The sequence below is a fragment of the Paenibacillus sp. FJAT-26967 genome (genome assembly GCF_001541095.1).
In the GTDB taxonomy this organism is placed as follows: Bacteria; Bacillota; Bacilli; order Paenibacillales; family NBRC-103111; genus Paenibacillus_F.
On record NZ_LMXH01000014.1, the window covers coordinates 38836 to 56943 of the forward strand.

An 18108-nucleotide genomic window follows, 5' to 3' on the forward strand; every position below is an offset into this window, starting at 1 on the left:
TTCCGGTAAAGGTGCCACTACGTCCGGCGCAAAGGGGTGTTTTTATACGGCGATCTGTTTCCCGGGAAAAAAAGAAGGTTTCCCCTCCGGGAAACCGTACTGGCTGAGAGCTAGCAAATATGTGTCGTCCGCCGCTCCGTGCGATAATGACTCGGGGTCTGACCCGTGCAGCGCTTGAACCACTTGCTGAAATATTTCGCATCCGGCATGCCGACCCGCTCCGCGATATCCTGCACGGTCAGCTTCGAAGTGCTCAGCAGCTCCGAAGCGATCCCAAGCTTCGTTCGGCAGGTGAATGCCACGAAGCTTTCGCCTACCACGCGCTTGAAGAGCGTGCTGAAATGGCTGCGGCTCAGTCCGACCTCATGGGCCGCTTCCGCGACGGAGAGCTGGGAATCGGCCTGCTCGACGATCAGGCGCACAGCCGCGGCAATCGGCTCGGGCCACTCGCCTATGCGCACGCGGTGACGCGTCTCCAGCTCGATACGGCCGTGCAGGCGGCGCACCTCCGCCAACCATCCCTCGCCTCCCGCGAACGCCGTACCCTCCGTCCAGCGCAGCTGCGGGTCCGCCGCTTTGCGCGCGCATAGGCGGGCGTTCCATGTCTGCCGCTCTCCCTGCGGGACGAGCAGCAGCACATGCTGCCCGCTGAGGGCCACTGCCACGCAGAGGCCTGCGGAGGCAAGACCTGTGGCCAGCCGTGCGGCACAGGTGGCGGGGCCCGGCTCGGTCACAGGCCCGGATACTGTTTCGGCCGAGATGCCGGTGCTTAAGCTGTTAGCGTCAGGGAAGACGCTTCCTCCCGTCTCACCTGCAAGGGCGTCTCTGCCGCTAGCGCCTACGCTGTCTCCGCAGCCAATCAGGTAAGGCACCGTCGGCTCGCGCATCCATCCCCACTCCCCTTCGAGCAGCCTCTCCAGCTCGGCGGGGAAGCGGTCGCGGATTCCATGCAGCCATTCGCGGAGCGATCCTTCCACACCGGCGGATTTGTCTGCGCCGGATGCCTCGTCTCGCCCGGACTGAGGGAACGGCTGCCCGCGGAACTTTATGAGTTCGCTGCGGAAGCCTTCCAGATACTCCCCCAGCTCCTCGTCGCTGAAATCGGTTTTGAGCAGATAGCCGGACGCGCCGTACTTGATGCCCTGCTTTGCATATTCGAAATCGCGATGGCAGCTGAGCAGCAGCGCTTTTGTCTGTGGAGCATGCTCCTTAATCTTGCGGATCAGCTCGATTCCCGTCATCCCCGGCATTACGATATCCGTAATGACAACCTCCGGCTTATGCTCCAGGAAAGCTTCCCAGGCCCGGGTACCGTTCGGCGCATCTGCAACGACCTCCATCCCGTAGCGTGCCCATGGCACGGTGCTGACCAGCCCTCTGCGGATAATCACTTCATCGTCGGCAATCAGTACCCGTATAGACATATCACTCATCACGTTTCCTCCTTCGGAAGCATAATCCCGATGCATGTTCCTTTTCCCGGTTCCGATTCCACATCCAGCCCATATCTATCACCGAAATGAAGCTTGATCCGTTGATCGACGTTATAAATACCGATACTGCGCTTCTTACGGCCGTCCGTTTCTTCTCCCGGTTCCGCCAGAAGCTCCCCCGCCGCAGCCGGGTCCATACCCTTGCCGTCATCGCATACACTTAGCCGGATTCCCATTCCTTGCCGCCGCACTTTGATTTCGATCATACCGGCTCCATCCTCGAATGCATGGAAGAAAATATTCTCCACCAGAGGCTGCAGAGTCATCCGCGGTATGCGGACCTCCTCAAGGGAAATATCTCCCGTATCGATGTGGTAGGTGAACACATGGCCGAAACGGTATTCCTGGAGATTCATGTAATGATGGATCACATCCAGCTCTTCCCTTAAGGTGACCAGCTCACGTGTATAATTCAAATTGCCGTCGAGTACCTTAGTCAAATGCAGAATCATCATCTGTACCTCGGAGTTGCCGGCTATGCGCGCTTTCCACTGGATAGAGGCGAGCGTATTAATCAGCAGATGGGGATTGATCTGATGATGAAGCGCTCTAAGCTCCGCTTCTTTTTTCTGCCGCTCCACACGTTTGACTTCTCCGAACAAATCCTGAAGCTGAACCACCATATGATTGAAGCTGCGGCCCAAGCGTCCGATCTCATCTTCGGAATCGACAATAATACGGGTATTGAGGCGTCCGAGTGATACGTCTCTGATGGAATCCTTCATCTTTTTAATCCGGCTTAGGAACCTCACCGAACTGAAATACGATAGGACAAAAGCCAACAGAATGGACAAGCTGACAGCTGTAAACGTAAATGTCCGGATCAGCAAAGACGACTGGTAAAACTGCCGGTGCGGCGTCCGCACTTCGATCTTCCAATCTGTTTCCTCCGACTGTTTCGTCCAGACGACATCATCGTCACGCTTTGAATAGGGCTTCGCCGTCTGATACAGAACACGCCCCTGATCCGTTATGTTCAGGAAAGCCCCAGTATCCCGTTCATACTCTTGGAACATATCCAGCAGCTTGTCGGCTTTTACTTCAATGAGCACTCTGGCATCCTCCAATGCCCCGACCTGATTGTGGATCCGGAAAAGCAGCCCGATCACTTTTTCTCCCGGAACATTAGATGTGCCGCTGTACTGTTTGGGCTCGTAAATGCTGAATAGATACCCCGTACGTTCTTCTCCAAACCAGGGGCTTTCTTCTACAAGATTCGTATTGGCAATTCGCTCCCCGTAATAATAGCCGGACTTCGTTAGTATAAAAATACCTTTCGTATCCAGCGTTTTATGAGCTTCTATATATTGTTCGAGCTGCTGCTCCTCTTTAAAGCCCAAATAAGTCGTCGGAATTTCTTCATGCAAAACTGTAAAGTTAGGATCAAGGAGGTAAGAGAGAATGTCCTCAACGGTATATTTCATCTGAGCCAGTGTCGAGTCGATCTGCACCTGGAGCTGGGATACCGTATTTTCCCCGTAACGGCCGAACTGCTCGTTTATCGTGTCGGAAGACTTGTTATACAGCACATATCCCAGCGATAACAGAGGAATAACAGCGACCAGCAAAATGAGCAGCACCAGCTTTCCCTGCAAGCTCCGGCGTAAACGAATCGGTAGTAGGCCCAGGTGTCTAAACAACGTAATCTCCTCCGCATGCAGTAAAGTAAGCGCTTTCGTAAAATGATTATAGCACGGGTAGGCTAAATACACATGCCTCCCCGTGCTCTGCTGATTTGAAATATAACCCAGTTAGACCCCGTGACTGATCATTGTCAGAACGATACCCCCGGTTTCGTGCGCGGGACCCTCTATAAAGCTGCTCCGGACGGATGCGTTTTTTTGAGATAGACCCGCCACGTGATGCACCACTCTTTGGGATCGTCGAAGCTTGATTCGTCGATACGGTGGACGGTGCTGTTGTGCGGCGCGCTTTTTACGATATCCGGATTTTCATAAGCTTCCTGCGAAATGTGTCTCAGCGCATCCAGATATTCGTCAAGATCTTCTCTGGAGTACGACTCCGTCGGCTCCAGTGTGAAAGGCTGCGGAACGATGTACGGATGATGGCTGGTCCAGTAATGCAGCCCGAAGTCGCACATTCTGCGCTGAATATCCTCGGTCGTCACTCCGGTGTCCTTGGTCAACTGCTCCCAGCTGTAACGCACCTGCTCCAGACGTCCGCCCTCCACGTATGGAGCGCTCGCACCTTTGATTTTCAAAATGTTTGCGTACAAATAATTGTTGTTGAGAACAGCTGTTTTAGCCACATCGAGCAGTCCCTCCGGACCCAGTGCGCGAATCCAGGCGTACGAGCGGAGCACCGTTTGAGCCACACCGTGGAACATCCTCACTTTGCCGATACTTTGCTGGGTTTCCTCACTCAGCCCGTAGCGGCTGCCATCATATTCCACAACAGGACCGGGCAGGAAAGGCGCCAGCTCAGCCGTCACTCCCAGAGCTCCGGTTGCGGGTCCTCCGCACATATGGGGCGCCGCGAACGTCTTGTGCAGGTTGAAGAAGCACATGTCAAAACCCGCTTCTTTGGCCCTCGCAATACCCAGAAGCCCGTTTGCGTTCGCCTGATCGTAGAAGCAGAGTCCGCCTGCTTCATGCACAATGTCCGTAAACTCGCGGATCCGGGGATTGAAGATACCGGTATCCTCCGGATTGGCTACGACAAAGCCTGCCGTCCGCTCGGATACCGCGTTCTTGAGCGCTTCCAGATCCGGGAACCCGTCCTTGTCCGGGTACAGCGTAATGATCTTGTATCCTTTCACAGCAGCGGTAGCGGCCTGGGACGGATGCGAGAAGATTGTCGTGATGATCTCATCGCGCTTCTCCCCTTCCCCGTTCGCCTCATGATAAGCCCGGACGATGGACGCCATAGCGAATAGCGCCTGCGTTCCGCTGCTCGGTTGGAACGAGAACCGGTCCAATCCCGATATCTCCCTCATCGCCAAGTCCAGGCCGTGATAGACTTCGAGCATACCCTGTACCGTATCGGGGTCCTGCAGCGGATGAAGATCCATCATTTTGGGACTCCGGATCAGCATTTCGTTAATCCGCGGAATATATTTCATGGTACAAGTGCCTTGGCCGATTTCAACGTTAAAATCGGACCCGAGCGTTTCTTGAGACAGTCGCAGATAATGCCGCAGCACTTTGGCTTGACCTATCTCCGGCAGAGCAGGGGCTGTCTCTCTGCGCATCGCTGCCGGCAGGGCGGATAGACCGTCGCCTACCTCGGATTCAACTTCCGGCTCTGCCGCCGGTACCAGAATCCCGCGTTCGCCCGGACGGTGCAGTTCAAATATAACCGGCTCATCCCATTTCGCCTGGTGGAACTTGCGGACCTTGCTGTTGCGTTCGATTCGTTTGATCATGGTGCCGATATCCCCTCTCATCGGTAGCTGGTTCTATTGGTTAGTTCTAGTTCTATACGTTCATGCTTTTCCGGATTCGTTTGTCGTCTCTGCTCCTTATCTTTGCGGTATTCCCCCCGTCTTTTCATTCAAGAGGGAACGCGGAACGTCAACCCAGCACTTTCTTCAGTGCAGCAGCAAGAGTATCGATATCCTGCTTCGTGTGGATTTCCGTTACACAATAGAGGGCACACTGTCCCCACTCTGCAAATTCGCCAGACAAGTCCTTGCCTCCAAAAATATTTTGATCAAGCAGAAGCTTGTTGATCTCCTTCACACTTTTGCCTGAAGAATTAAAATCAACGACAAATTCTTTGAACGTGGATGCCGTGAATTTTATGCTGACTCCACCGATTTCGGACAGCCGCTTTTTGGCATATTCCGCCTGCTGCACGATGGTTTGGCCTACCTCAAGCATGCCCTGTGGGCCCATCAGAGCCAGATAGACGCCTGCTGTGATGCCCCACAACGCGGTCTGTGTGCCGACGGACTCCTTCCCTTTTTCCCGCTTCGCAAAAGAAGTCCGCTCATACGCCACATCGCCGAAGCCGTATTCGCCTTCCACTGAAGTCGGCGCGATGCCGAACAGACGTGACGGGTATTCCATCACGTAAGCTTCTTCGTCGCGCGAAGCGATAAACCCGGCATGTCCGCCTCCGTAATTCATACGGATTCCGAGAGGCTGCAAATCGCCGCAGACAAGGTCCGCGCCATAGTGGGACGGCGGCTTCAATACACCTAGAGAGATGGGGTCCACGCCGACTACAAACACGGCACCCGCTTCCTTCGCGAGCTTCCCGATCTCTTCCCCTTGAACCTCAATGTGACCGAGGTAAGATGGATTCTCAATGTAGACGGCGGCAGTATCCGGGCTCAGCTTGTTCTTCAAATCGTCCAGATCCAGCAATCCTGTCGCAGGATCGCAGCCGACGAGAGTGCAGCGGATTTGCGGCGACAAGTAGTTGCGGATAATGAGCAGGCGGTCCGGATGGGTCGTCGCCGGCAGCAGCACCTCGCTGCGTCCGTTCATTCGTGCGGCCATCCGGAGCGCGGTAGAAGCCGCCTGGGCCCAATCGAACGTCGGCACGTTAACGACGTCCATGTCGATCAACTCGGCCAGAAGGCTCTGGTATTCGAACAGCGCCTGGAAACGGCCATGATCCTCGTACGGCTCTCCAGCATACGCGGTCACGAACTCCGAACGCTGGCTGATTTCGTCGCATACAGCGGGCACATAATGCTGCCAGCAGCCCGCTCCGAGAAAATTAAGCCGTTCCCGTCCGTGAAGATTGCGGTTCAGCAGCGTTTCTATGTGACGCTGAAGCTCGTATTCGTTCAAGGCCGGACCAATCTGAAGCTTATCGCGGTAGCGCAAAGATTCCGGTACCATACGGTACAGCTCTTCTATGTTCGTGACTCCGATCACTTCGAGCATGTCCTTTTGTACGCCCGGTACCGTGTTTGGTATATATGGATGGGATGAAGACTTCCTGGTTGCCATTGGATTACCTCCCTGTGTCTGCTGAAATATTGAAATGTTGTGATCTTGATGAAAAGAAAAGCAAAACGGCAGTTCCTTTCCCGATTTGCGTAATCCGATTTGCGTAAGAGAATCAACAAAATCGTAGCTTGCGGCTTCTTCGCTGCCGGTCATCCGGCGTTCAACAACCCCATCGTCCTTACTGCTCCCGCCTCTGACTTTACGCAGGATCAAGTTCCCTCCGTGAAGAGCACCAGCTTACGCCAAGCCTCCGCCGTCCACGACGAGAACCGAGCCTGTGATCCATGCAGACATCCCGCTTGCCAGGAACAGCACCGCATTGGCTATATCCTGAGGCGTACCCAGCCTGTTCAGCGGGCGTTCCGCTGAGGCTATGAGGAAGCTGGCCTCCTCCCGGCGCAGCTGCTTGGCTTCGTCGCGCAGAAGCGGCGTGTCCGTATCACCCGGACAGACACAGTTGACGCGAATGCCGGCAGGGCCATGGTCAATGGCCATCCCGCGGGTCAGATTGACCACGCCGGCCTTGGCCGCGCAGTAAGCGGCTGCCTGATCGCCGCCCTTGAGTCCCCAGCCTGAGCCGGTGTTGATGATGCTTCCACCGCCATTCTTCTCCATGACCGGGATTGCATACTTGGACAGAAGGAAAGTACCTTTCAAGGAAACGTCGATTACGAGATCCCACTGTTCTTCCGTCAGTTCCACCACGGTTTTCCGCCGGATTATGCCTGCGTTGTTGAAAACAATATCGATCCGTCCTGTCTCCCGGACTGCCGTTTCGACTGCCGCTTGGCAATCTTCCGCCCGAGTAACGTCGCAAGGAATATAGCGGACCAAATGCCCTTGTAATGTGAGGAGACGCTCGCTTTCGCGTCCTCCGGCTTCGTTCATGTCGAGCAGCATCACCTTTGCTCCGTGGGCCGCCAAGGTTTGAGCCGCCGCGAGACCGATTCCCGAAGCGGCTCCTGTGACGAGTGCCGTTTGTCCGGTTAAATCGAGCGGAGAATTGTTCGTAGTCATTTGATATACCCCCTTGGTATGCTTCTCGCCTCTATCGCTTGCTGCCATCTGCTGCAAGTTGAAGGGCCTCTTCCACTTCTATAACGATGATCCGATCAAATCTTATGAATCGGATCTAACTCAGCGAATACAGGCGAAATACTTTACTTCTCCATTTTCTCTGCCGAGATCTTAAAATTCGCTTCTTCCCTGCATTTGCCGGCCAGCAGAAGAAATACGCTCGAGGTCCAGGTGAATGCACGGTCACGCAGCCCTTCACCCGTCAGGGCGTCGAAATTCTCCGCCATACCGGACTTTGCCGCCATGCGGCAGAACCTGCGGGCCAGCTCCGAGGCAAACTCCTCGTCACCCGCTCCGCGGATCCCTTCCACGATCAGCATTGTGGAAGGAGCCCAAATGGGTCCGCGCCAGTAACCGTCGGCCGCGTAGTACGGGCTGGACGTACTCTCCGTCGCCAGCCCGTTGCCGGTCAGGAACCGGCCCGGCTGTTTCAAGTCCGCGATCAACTTCTCGCGGATAGAACCGGGAAGCCGGCTTCCCAGCACGATTGGAACGAACGTCAGCAAGCTGTCACCGGCCGAACGCTCGTGGGAGCCGGAACGCATGGCCGTGAAACGTCCCTCCCTCTCGTCCCAGAAGTGCCCGATCAGCTTCTGGAGCAGCTCTTGGCCACGGACCGCCCAGCGCTCGGACTCTTCGCTTAGTCCGAGTCTCAGCGCCGCGGTCGCCAGCACCTCCATCTGAATGACTAGAAATGCCGAGAGATCCGGACTCTCTACCGGAATATCCGTCAGGAACGCCGTGCTGTTATCCCAGCCGCTGTCATTTCCGTGATTGTACTGCGGGATTCCGTCCCCATCGTCATCGCGGTACCGGAACCACCACGTCGTCCATTTGCTGAGCGGTTCATAAATTTCCTGAAGCCGCGTATCCGTTACCGCCGATGAATTTTCCATCATCCATTTCAATGTCCAGCCGTGAATAGGGGGTTTGCAGCAGTTCCAGAGTGCATATTTATCGTTTAAAAAGTCCGGCAGCATACCGCTTTCGTCCTGCCGGTCAAAAAATATCGCAAATTGATCCCAAGCCAAGTCCGGGTTCGTCCCGGCCAGTGCCATCGCATTGAAACAATGATCCCAGCTCCATATGTTCGTCATCCAATTCTTGGACATGTACATGGCGGCCCGTGATAAATACCCGTCCGCCCGCACGACACAGGACCACGTAATATAAGCGGCTAAAGTCCGCGCTTCCTCCCAGTCTTCCTCAGTCCGGATTGTGCGGGCAAGCCACTGTTCCCAGTCCTGGCTTACCATAGCTTCGGCTTCCTCATACGAATATCGATCCCGCTGCCCAAGAACCGTCCGGTATTCCTCGAGAGACAGATCGAACGAACCGGTTTCTCCGTCCGGTATCATCTCAAAGGAAATATGCTTGGCGCGGAGTCCACCCCATACTACATCGGGTTCGAAATGCCCCGCCAGCGGGGACAGCAGAATCCGGACTTCCCGAGAAAAACTGTTGAGTTCCCAGCCTCTTTCTTGGTAAGGCATGGCATAATCGTAAGCGCTTAGCTCCGCCGTCAGCTTCATTCCGATTCCTGCGCCTCTGACACGGATGCAGTCCGGCTCCGGTATGCACCATTCAATCCAGCTGTTTCGCGTTTCCAGCCGTATCTTGACAGGAGTTGCCTCTACCCGATAATCCGGCAGCGCTTCTCTGCTTTCCGGGTCAATGAGGGTGATACCGAACAGCACACCGGCCTGCTCATCACCTCCGCGAATCATACGTAAGTAGAGCCCTTCGCTGCGCTTTTCGCTTTGCGGCAGTCTTGATAGGGCAAAATAGGAACCATAGCGGCTGAATGGCACCACCGACAGATCCAACTTCATAATTGCTGCCCCCTTTGCACCTTGAATTCATTGTTCCTGCTCATAAAGAGAGCGTTTACATGAAATTGTACAGGAAAGAATAGAAACCCCAAACCGACGCTTGTTGGTATCTTCGTGTCATTTTGCATCTGAAGTGCCCCCGCTTTTTGCCAAGAGTATCAAAAGTTCCATTTTGTACGGATAGATTCGTATTATTGTTTTCTGCATAAAAAAAGCTAACAAAGCAAAACAAGCTGACGCCGGTATAATAACCGTAGACAGCTTGCAGCGTAGGTCTTTCAATGTTGGCCAAGTCTTATCTGGAAGCTCTGACAGCAGAACCTGATCCGTAACCTATACCAGGTCACAAGCTTCTGCCGGCATCCAATCCTTATCCTTGCCTTCCCACTTCACATTGCATCCCACAGGATTAGTAAGCGGTGTAGACACTGGTTTGCCGTTTATAACGGCCTCCAAAGCCTCCTGGAGGTTGTTTTCCTTTATTTCCGATATATCCTTAGGATTATCTACTCCCCGGCCCGTATAGACGAGTCTGCGCTGTTCATCGAACACGAAGAAATGGGGAGTCCGTAGTGCTCCATAGGAAAGGGCGGTTTGCTGATCCGCATCGTGAAGGTAGGCCCATGGGAACTTCTTCTCCTCCATACGCTCCACCATCTTATCAAACGAATCATCCGGATTCGTAGAAGCGCTGTTGCTATTAATCGCGACGAATGCCGCGCCCTGCTCTGTAAATTGTTCGGCGGTTCTGCGAGTAATATCTTCCGAGCCCCGAACATACGGGCATACATTGCTTGCAAAAAAAATCACCAGCACTTTGGCATGACGGAAACTATCCAGGCTGTAAGTATCTCCATCCGTTCCAGGCAGGCTAAAATCCGGTGCGGTATCTCCAATCGATAAAGTAAAACCCATTGTGAATCCCTCCTGTCTATACGTTAAAGTACCTCAAATGAACCCCTTTCGAATCTTCGGTCTCATATTTAGAATTGGCCTGTCGCGGATAAAGGCATAAAAAAAGAACCCCGAAGGGTTCTTTTTGCCGGTGATTACGTGGATGATCTTCAATTTCTTGTTGTTTCGCAAACCTTCACAGTGAAACGGCTTCTGGAACACATAAGTGTCTTTGGCACATCTCCTCCAGTTTGGATTTTCACAAGCTCGAATGACCTTCTAAAAGCTGTTCAGCGGAATTTTCCAACGGAACCACACCTCTCTGTGCTCACCGACAATACTAGTATGACCATTTCATAACGAAGTATTCATGATTCACAGAATTTTATTAATTTATATAAAATTGTACGCTTAGCTGCCTTCACCATGATTTTGACGACTGTGGTTTCTTTTCTTCACCTTTTTGGAACCCGACAAAGGTGCGTTAACAGGACCTTCATATTCTTCGCGCTGTTCTTGCACCATACTCGCACCTACAGGCTGCGTTTTGGGCTTGGACATGATGAATCACCTCAATCTATCTGGATTTATCTGACCTACTCTTCGTGATTTAAGGCGTCTTGATGGCGACGATCATTCGTTTGCTGCTGTACCTGCTGAGCTTGATGACTGTTTACGATCGTCTTATCGAAATCCTTTACGACATTCTGAAGATTCTTATCCCTGCTCTTCTGTCTTGTCATGGCACTTCCTCCATTTCGCCTAGAGAACAATTAAGCGTGAGTCAAATCCTGAAGCGTTTGGGCACATTCGTGAATGTGGCGGATATAATCTTTAACGAGGTTTTGAATGATATCCGTCGTCTCATCGACGTGCACATCATCCCTTTCCACATCGACCAGCTCCACCCGTACCTCACGTGAATCAACATAGGTGCATTTAAAATCAAACGTGTAGCTGGATCTCCCTGCATTCGTAATATGGATTCGAATCGCTTGAGAATCGGCCTCATCAGGCCAAACGCGCGCGTGATCCGATTCAGGGAGCGTCCGCGGAAGCTGCTCCATCCAAGCTTTAGCCAATTCTTCTCGCTCAATGGCTGGTTTCTCCGTTTTGATCATATTCAACACCTCCATACCTTTAACATGTGTCATTGTAGGGTGCCCTTATTCCGTTTCCTTTTCATCAAAAGCTGGCATTAGAGCCCGCTGACTTTTCTCTGACACATAGGGTTAAAAATGATGCAGCACCGCATGAGTTCTGCATTTGGTGCGCATCGTATCTCTAAAATAACAAAAAAGACTGCAGGGATTATCCCTGCAGTCTTAATTTTTGGAGTACGGAGAGGGTGGGATTCGAACCCACGGTGCCCTCACAGACACGGCGGTTTTCAAGACCGCTGCCTTAAACCACTCGACCACCTCTCCATGAGCTACCGGCTTCCAAATACTTAGAAGACGATAACTGTAACAGAAAGATATTAACATACTTTCTGAGGCTTAATCAAGTGTTATTTTTTGCGAATTACGCTCACGCCATTCATATATGGAACCAGCACATCCGGAATAAGGACGGAGCCGTCTTCCTGCTGATAATTCTCAAGTATTGCCGCAACCGTCCGGCCAATGGCAAGTCCCGATCCGTTCAGCGTATGAACGAATTCCGGCTTCGACTTCGCATCGCGGCGGAAACGGATATTCGCGCGGCGCGCCTGGAAGTCCTCGAAGTTACTGCATGAGGAAATCTCGCGGTACGATTCCGAGCTTGGCAGCCACACTTCGAGGTCATACGTCTTGGCGGACGTAAAGCCCACGTCCCCCGTACAGAGCACCAGCACGCGGTATGGCAGCTTTAGCAGCTGAAGTACGCGCTCTGCATGCTGAGTGAGCTTCTCAAGCTCCTCGTAAGAATCCTCGGGCTTCACAAGCTTCACCAGTTCGACCTTGTTGAACTGGTGCTGGCGGATCAGGCCGCGGGTATCCCGGCCGGCTGCACCTGCTTCAGAGCGGAAGCATGCGCTGAATGCGACGAAATTGCTCGGAACCTGCTCCGCGGCAAGAATGTCATCCCGGTGATAGTTGGTCACCGGCACCTCGGCCGTCGGAATAAGGAAGTATTCCGAATTCTCGATATGGAACACGTCTTCTTCGAACTTCGGAAGTTGTCCGGTTCCTGTCAGACTGTCGCGGTTGACGATATACGGCGGCAGCATTTCCTCATAACCATGCTCCGTGCTGTGCAGATCCATCATGAAGTTCATCAGTGCACGTTCCAAGCGTGCCCCCAAACCTTTATAGAAAACAAATCGAGAGCCGGTCACTTTGCCTGCGGCTTCAAAATCAAGAATGCCTAAATCCATAGCAATATCCCAATGAGCCTTCGTCTCGAAATCGAATGTCTTTACTTCCCCATTCCGGCGAATCTCCACATTGTCATCCTCAGATGATCCGAGAGGCACGCTTTCGTGCGGCATATTCGGAATCGAAAGCAGCAATTGATTAAGCTCGGCGTCTACTGTACGGACTTCCTCGTCCAACTCTTTAATCCGATCGCCTACGCCTTTCATTTCAGCGATAAGGTCATCGGCATCTTCTTTTGCCTTTTTACGCATCGCCACTTCTTGGGACACGGTATTACGGCGGTTTTTAAGCTGCTCCACTTCCTGCAGCAGCTCTCTGCGCTGCACATCCAGATCAGCAATCCGGGCAACTTCATCTGTCTGTTTGCCACGGTTCGCCATGGCTGTCTCAACGGCTGCTATATCAGTTCTAATTAACTTCAAATCAAACAAGGAGACTCCTCCTCTTTATAGTGTTAAAAATCGAACAAAAGCACCCTTCTCTCATATGGAGCAAAAGAGGTGCTTCTGCTTATTGCTTTCATTCTAGCGGTTTTGTCGTATCATATCCAGGAAATAAGCGTGCATACGTGAGTCATCTGTCAGCTCAGGATGAAAGGAAGCCGCCAATACCTGACCTTGACGGGCCGCAACGATCTGGCCGTTATAGGTACTCAGCACATCCACACGGTCTCCTACTTCATCAATCAGCGGAGCGCGGATGAACACAGCACGTATAGGCTCTTGAATTCCCTTTACATCGAGATCCGTCTCGAAGCTCTCACGCTGACGCCCAAATGCGTTTCTCTGAACCGTCATATTCATCAAACCGAGATGAGCCTCTGCTTGTCCAGCAATTTGGTCAGCCACCAGGATCATACCTGCGCAAGTTCCAAATACAGCCTTCCCCTGCCGGGAAAAATTTTGAATGGCCTCAATAAAACCATAAGTCCTCATGAGCTTGCCAATCGTAGTGCTTTCACCGCCAGGGATAATAAGGCCATCCAGCTCATCCAGCTGCTCGGTCCGTTTTACAACTACACCTTCGCCGCCAGCGGCTTCTATAAGGCGTATATGCTCTGCCACGGCCCCCTGGAGAGCCAATACCCCAACCTTCATGGTCGTTCCCCTCTTCCTGCCATCGGACGGCTGCTAATTACCAGCCGCGATCCTGCATACGCTCGGAAGCATGAAGTTTGGAAATCTCAATGCCTTTCATCGGAGCCCCGAGGTTCTTGGAAACTTCCGCGATCAATTTATAGTCTTTGTAATGCGTAGTCGCTTCAACAATTGCACGTGCAAATTTCTCAGGGCTGTCCGATTTAAAAATACCCGAGCCTACGAATACTCCGTCTGCTCCAAGTTCCATCATCAGGGCTGCATCGGAAGGAGTTGCTACACCGCCTGCGGCAAAGTTAACAACCGGCAGTTTGCCGTTCTCGTGGATGTAGAGAACCAGATCGTAAGGAGCGCCCAAATTCTTAGCTTCTGCATACAGCTCATCCTTGGACAAGCTTTGCAGCTTACGGATTTGAGACTGAATCACACGCATGTGACGGACAGCTTCTACAATGTTGCCCGTTCCCGGCTCGCCTTTGGTGCGGAGCATGGAAGCTCCTTCGTTAATTCGGCGAAGTGCTTCACCGATATCTTTCGCACCGCATACGAACGGCACGGTAAATTCATTCTTATTGATATGGAATACTTCATCGGCCGGAGTTAGAACTTCACTCTCGTCAATGTAATCAGCGCCTAGAGCTTCCAGTACACGAGCTTCTACGATATGGCCGATACGAGCTTTAGCCATAACAGGGATGGAGACAACTTTCATAACTTCTTCAAGGATTGTCGGATCTGCCATACGAGCTACTCCGCCTGCTGCACGGATGTCGGACGGTACTCTTTCAAGTGCCATAACAGCGCAAGCGCCTGCTGCTTCAGCGATCTTAGCTTGTTCCGCATTCATGACGTCCATAATGACGCCGCCTTTTTGCATTTCGGCCATACCTCTTTTAACGCGTGAAGTTCCCGTTTCCATCATAATCCTCCCGATTTCCGTATCTTTTATCCGAATTATCGTTCATTAACTTCTAAGCTAACATTTTACATGATGGAGTACATTAAAACAATAACTTTTCCATAGATAAAACGCATTAGAACAGGCCTTTTACCCCATTGAACAGATCAACGAACAAATTCTTGATCCCTCTGAAAAGCATTCGGAACCAGCTTGCCTTCTCCATTTCTTCTGCAGCTACCAAGTCTACCGTTTCTGTATTCTTACCGTATGTGATCGTTGCTGTTCCTAGCTTCGTATCTTTCTTAACCGGAGCAACGAGCTTGTCCGCAGCAATGGCTTCCACTTTAGTTTCTACCTTAACATCCTGCGTTCCTTTTTTTACAGCAAAAGCAACATCGTTTTTCAGTACCGCCGGAGCTTCAAGCTCAACACCCTTTGTAATCGGAACGGTTTTCTGTGCATCAATGGCTGTGCCCGCTTTAGCGACGGTTTTGAATTCAAAATTAGTAAAACCGTAGTCGAGCACCTTCCTTGTCTGGTTGAAACGTTCTGGATCGGTTTTAGCCCCCATAACAACAGAAATTAAACGCATGCCATTCCGTTCCGCAGTTCCTGTAAAGCAATAACCCGCCTCATTTGTATGGCCTGTCTTTAGGCCATCCAGCCCTTGATAAGCGAATTTTTTCAAGTTAATATTGCTGCTGTTACCTTCAAGCATCCAGTTATAATTAATCATCGGAGCCTTATCCGATTCTCTTAATTTTTTAGATGGAATTTTTGTATATTCAAGTACTTCTTTGTGGTCGTTTATCAAACTGCGTGCCAGTATAGCCGCATCCTTGGCAGACATCATCGTTTCGCCCGGGATACTTGCTGGAGCCATTTCTTTGATGTCTGCTCTGGATAACCCGGTAGCGTTAATAAAATGTGCCTCTGCCGACATTCCCAGTTCTTTTGCTTTTTCGTTCATCATTTTGGAGAAGCCTTCTTCCGAGCCTCCTATTCTTTCGGCTAAAGCAACAGAAGCATCATTCGAAGAATAGATCGACATCGCATAGAACATGTCTTTAACCGTTAACTGCTCTCCTTCGGCAATCAGCTGGCCGGATCCGATAACATCCGCGGCATACTTACTTGCCGTTACTTTATCTTCCCACTTTAACTTTCCATCTTGAATCGCTTCCATAACCAGGTATTCGGTCATCATTTTAGCCATACTAGCTGGCGGATACGCTTTGTCCGCGTTATTTTCAAATAGAATCTGTCCCGTACTTGCTTCCATAAGTATAGCTGACTGCACTTGCAATTCAGGCTCACCTTCAGCCGCTAATGCCGTTACAGCGAATATGTTAAGAATAGATATTTGCAGCATTGCAATTACGAGGGCCAACGACACTTTTCTTTTCCAAAAACCAAATGTTTTCAATTCCCACACTCCCATTTGTTAGTCCATGATCTGTATTATTGTAACATCATCAGCCTATAAAAAAAAGGAGACTCCAGTACTGGGTACTGGGCTCTCCTTTGGACTTCAAACGTAGATTACAGTGAATAGTTCGGTGCTTCTTTAGTGATTTGCACATCATGAGGATGACTTTCACGAAGACCAGCACCTGAGATACGTACGAAACTGGTATCGTTAATGAGAGACTCAATGTTAGGAGCACCGCAGTATCCCATGCCTGAACGAAGTCCTCCCACCAGTTGATAAATCGTATCTGCCAGCGGCCCTTTATAGGCAACACGACCTTCAATACCTTCTGGTACAAGCTTCGTTTCATTCTCTTGGAAGTAACGGTCTTTACTGCCTTCTTTCATAGCTCCCAACGAGCCCATGCCACGATATACTTTAAAGCGTCTGCCTTGATAGATCTCCTGTTCTCCAGGACTTTCTTCTGTACCTGCGAAAAGACTGCCCAGCATAACGGCACTTGCGCCCGCAGCGATGGCTTTAACCACATCACCGGAGTACTTAATACCTCCATCAGCGATGATGGGTACATTATACTCACGGGCAGCCGTTGCACAATCATAAATGGCTGTAACTTGTGGAACGCCGATACCTGCAATTACGCGGGTTGTACAAATTGACCCTGGGCCAATACCAACCTTGACGACCGAAGCTCCGGCTTTGATCAGGTCACGTGTGCCATCTGCCGTTGCCACATTACCCGCAATAATCGGAAGATCAGGATACTGGCTGCGAATCTTTGCAACCGTTTCTAGAATATTAATATGATGCCCGTGAGCGGAGTCTACGACTAGAATGTCGATCCCTGCCTCTACCAGAGCCGCTGTGCGTTCCATAACATCCTTGGATACCCCAACTGCTGCACCACATAAGAGGCGACCTATCGGGTCTTTACCGGCGTTAGGGAACTGAATAGCCTTCTCAATATCCTTGATGGTAATAAGGCCTTTAAGTTCAAAAGAATCATCCACTAAAGGAAGCTTCTCGATTTTGTGCTTCTGAAGAATTCCTTCTGCCTGCTCAAGGGTTGTCCCAACCGGAGCTGTAACAAGGTTTTCTTTGGTCATAACATCCGAGATTTTAATGGAATAATCATGAACAAAACGTAAATCACGGTTCGTTAGAATTCCGACTAGCTTCTTGTTATTGTCTACGATTGGTACACCAGAAATTCTGAATTTAGCCATCAGTGCTTCCGCATCGTATACATGGTGATCTGGAGTCAGATGAAACGGATTTGTAATAACGCCGGATTCCGAGCGCTTTACCCGGTCCACTTCCCCGGCTTGCTGCTCAATGGACATGTTCTTATGAATAATCCCGATTCCGCCTTCACGAGCAATAGCAATGGCCAGAGCGGCTTCCGTTACCGTGTCCATCGCAGAACTCAGGAAAGGAATATTAAGCTTTACGTTTGGAGCCAATTTTGTTGAAACATTAATTTCTTTCCCAAATACTTGGGACTTACGAGGCACCAACAATACGTCATCAAATGTTAAACCTTCTTTTTCAAACTTAGCATCCCACACAGGGTTAGCCCTCCTATTCGGTCTTTAGGTCTATAGATATTATTGCAATCATACATAAGCGCATTTTTCATGTCAAGAAGAAGACCCCCGACAACTTCGGATTCCCTATCTTTCCCTAAAAACTTACTTATAACAAAAAGCCTTCTCGAACTTTCGTTCGAAAAGGCTTTTCTATCTCGCTTGGCAACGTCCTACTCTCCCAGGACCCTGCGGTCCAAGTACCATCGGCGCTGGAAGGCTTAACGGTCGTGTTCGGGATGGGTACGCGTGGTTCCCTTCCGCCATCGTCACCAAACAGGATGTTCCGAAGTGTTAGAGACTTCGAAAATCGCAGCATCTCCTTGCGGACATACTACTCATAGCAGGGTTGTACCCTGAAAACTAGCAGCGAAAGATGTATGAGATCCATCCAAAGATCTTGTGGTGCACGGCCATAGGCCATGCTTTAGATGTTGGCCTCTACTCGCGTAAAGACCTGTAGGTCAAGCCCTCGACCGATTAGTATTGGTCAGCTCCACACATTGCTGTG

15 protein-coding genes, 1 tRNA gene and 1 rRNA gene are annotated in these 18108 nt (G+C 51.2%); all 17 read right to left on the bottom strand.

Features of this window, described 5'->3' with window-relative positions:
- Positions 1 to 110 precede the first annotated feature (110 nt).
- Complete coding sequence (locus AR333_RS23775; RefSeq protein WP_068777835.1) at positions 111 to 1433, bottom strand: response regulator; 1323 nt, start codon at positions 1431 to 1433, stop codon at positions 111 to 113.
- Positions 1433 to 3133 carry a sensor histidine kinase gene (locus AR333_RS23780; protein WP_253735964.1) on the bottom strand — a complete coding sequence of 567 codons (1701 nt, stop codon included), beginning with the start codon at positions 3131 to 3133 and terminating at the stop codon, positions 1433 to 1435. The genes AR333_RS23775 and AR333_RS23780 overlap by 1 nt, the downstream gene beginning before the upstream one ends.
- A gap of 170 nt (positions 3134 to 3303) precedes the next feature.
- A complete protein-coding gene (gcvPB, locus tag AR333_RS23785; RefSeq protein WP_068777837.1) occupies positions 3304 to 4878 on the bottom strand; it encodes an aminomethyl-transferring glycine dehydrogenase subunit GcvPB in 1575 nt (524 codons plus the stop codon).
- Between the two features lie 148 nt (positions 4879 to 5026).
- On the bottom strand, positions 5027 to 6418 hold the full coding sequence (gene gcvPA / locus AR333_RS23790; RefSeq protein WP_068777849.1) for an aminomethyl-transferring glycine dehydrogenase subunit GcvPA: 1392 nt from the start codon (positions 6416 to 6418) through the stop codon (positions 5027 to 5029).
- Positions 6419 to 6655: 237 nt separating this feature from the next.
- Positions 6656 to 7435 carry an SDR family NAD(P)-dependent oxidoreductase gene (locus tag AR333_RS23795; protein WP_068777850.1) on the bottom strand — a complete coding sequence of 260 codons (780 nt, stop codon included), beginning with the start codon at positions 7433 to 7435 and terminating at the stop codon, positions 6656 to 6658.
- Between the two features lie 143 nt (positions 7436 to 7578).
- The gene (locus AR333_RS23800; RefSeq protein WP_068777838.1) at positions 7579 to 9327 is read right to left on the bottom strand and encodes an amylo-alpha-1,6-glucosidase; all 1749 of its coding nucleotides are present in this window, start codon (positions 9325 to 9327) and stop codon (positions 7579 to 7581) included.
- A 333-nt stretch (positions 9328 to 9660) separates the two neighbouring features.
- Positions 9661 to 10242, bottom strand: a complete 582-nt coding sequence (locus AR333_RS23805) for a thioredoxin family protein (protein WP_068777839.1) — start codon at positions 10240 to 10242, stop codon at positions 9661 to 9663.
- Between the two features lie 390 nt (positions 10243 to 10632).
- Positions 10633 to 10782, bottom strand: coding sequence for a small acid-soluble spore protein P (locus AR333_RS24450; RefSeq protein ID WP_084784010.1), 150 nt, complete (start codon positions 10780 to 10782; stop codon positions 10633 to 10635).
- Between the two features lie 35 nt (positions 10783 to 10817).
- Complete coding sequence (locus AR333_RS25105) at positions 10818 to 10964, bottom strand: hypothetical protein (RefSeq protein WP_172798930.1); 147 nt, start codon at positions 10962 to 10964, stop codon at positions 10818 to 10820.
- A 30-nt stretch (positions 10965 to 10994) separates the two neighbouring features.
- Positions 10995 to 11342 carry a hypothetical protein gene (locus AR333_RS23810; RefSeq protein ID WP_068777840.1) on the bottom strand — a complete coding sequence of 116 codons (348 nt, stop codon included), beginning with the start codon at positions 11340 to 11342 and terminating at the stop codon, positions 10995 to 10997.
- A 219-nt stretch (positions 11343 to 11561) separates the two neighbouring features.
- Positions 11562 to 11648, bottom strand: a tRNA-Ser gene (locus AR333_RS23815).
- An 83-nt stretch (positions 11649 to 11731) separates the two neighbouring features.
- Positions 11732 to 13012 carry a serine--tRNA ligase gene (gene serS / locus AR333_RS23820; protein WP_068777841.1) on the bottom strand — a complete coding sequence of 427 codons (1281 nt, stop codon included), beginning with the start codon at positions 13010 to 13012 and terminating at the stop codon, positions 11732 to 11734.
- Positions 13013 to 13105: 93 nt separating this feature from the next.
- Positions 13106 to 13678, bottom strand: a complete 573-nt coding sequence (gene pdxT / locus AR333_RS23825; RefSeq protein WP_068777842.1) for a pyridoxal 5'-phosphate synthase glutaminase subunit PdxT — start codon at positions 13676 to 13678, stop codon at positions 13106 to 13108.
- Between the two features lie 37 nt (positions 13679 to 13715).
- Positions 13716 to 14600, bottom strand: a complete 885-nt coding sequence (gene pdxS, locus AR333_RS23830; protein WP_201280828.1) for a pyridoxal 5'-phosphate synthase lyase subunit PdxS — start codon at positions 14598 to 14600, stop codon at positions 13716 to 13718.
- 112 nt (positions 14601 to 14712) lie between these two features.
- Complete coding sequence (locus tag AR333_RS23835) at positions 14713 to 16014, bottom strand: D-alanyl-D-alanine carboxypeptidase family protein (protein ID WP_367585045.1); 1302 nt, start codon at positions 16012 to 16014, stop codon at positions 14713 to 14715.
- Between the two features lie 107 nt (positions 16015 to 16121).
- Positions 16122 to 17579, bottom strand: coding sequence for an IMP dehydrogenase (gene guaB / locus AR333_RS23840; protein WP_068777845.1), 1458 nt, complete (start codon positions 17577 to 17579; stop codon positions 16122 to 16124).
- Between the two features lie 178 nt (positions 17580 to 17757).
- Positions 17758 to 17874, bottom strand: a 5S ribosomal RNA gene (rrf, locus tag AR333_RS23845).
- Between the last annotated feature and the right edge of the window lie 234 nt (positions 17875 to 18108).

Excerpts from the sequence above, each read along its gene's own strand:
- AR333_RS23775 (WP_068777835.1), bottom strand. The coding sequence starts at position 1,433 with ATGAGTGATATGTCTATACGGGTACTGATTGCCGACGATGAAGTGATT.
- gcvPB (WP_068777837.1), bottom strand. The coding sequence starts at position 4,878 with ATGATCAAACGAATCGAACGCAACAGCAAGGTCCGCAAGTTCCACCAG.
- gcvPA (WP_068777849.1), bottom strand. The coding sequence starts at position 6,418 with ATGGCAACCAGGAAGTCTTCATCCCATCCATATATACCAAACACGGTA.
- AR333_RS23795 (WP_068777850.1), bottom strand. The coding sequence starts at position 7,435 with ATGACTACGAACAATTCTCCGCTCGATTTAACCGGACAAACGGCACTC.
- AR333_RS23800 (WP_068777838.1), bottom strand. The coding sequence starts at position 9,327 with ATGAAGTTGGATCTGTCGGTGGTGCCATTCAGCCGCTATGGTTCCTAT.
- AR333_RS23805 (WP_068777839.1), bottom strand. The coding sequence starts at position 10,242 with ATGGGTTTTACTTTATCGATTGGAGATACCGCACCGGATTTTAGCCTG.
- AR333_RS24450 (WP_084784010.1), bottom strand. The coding sequence starts at position 10,782 with ATGTCCAAGCCCAAAACGCAGCCTGTAGGTGCGAGTATGGTGCAAGAA.
- AR333_RS25105 (WP_172798930.1), bottom strand. The coding sequence starts at position 10,964 with ATGACAAGACAGAAGAGCAGGGATAAGAATCTTCAGAATGTCGTAAAG.
- AR333_RS23810 (WP_068777840.1), bottom strand. The coding sequence starts at position 11,342 with ATGATCAAAACGGAGAAACCAGCCATTGAGCGAGAAGAATTGGCTAAA.
- pdxT (WP_068777842.1), bottom strand. The coding sequence starts at position 13,678 with ATGAAGGTTGGGGTATTGGCTCTCCAGGGGGCCGTGGCAGAGCATATA.
- pdxS (WP_201280828.1), bottom strand. The coding sequence starts at position 14,600 with ATGATGGAAACGGGAACTTCACGCGTTAAAAGAGGTATGGCCGAAATG.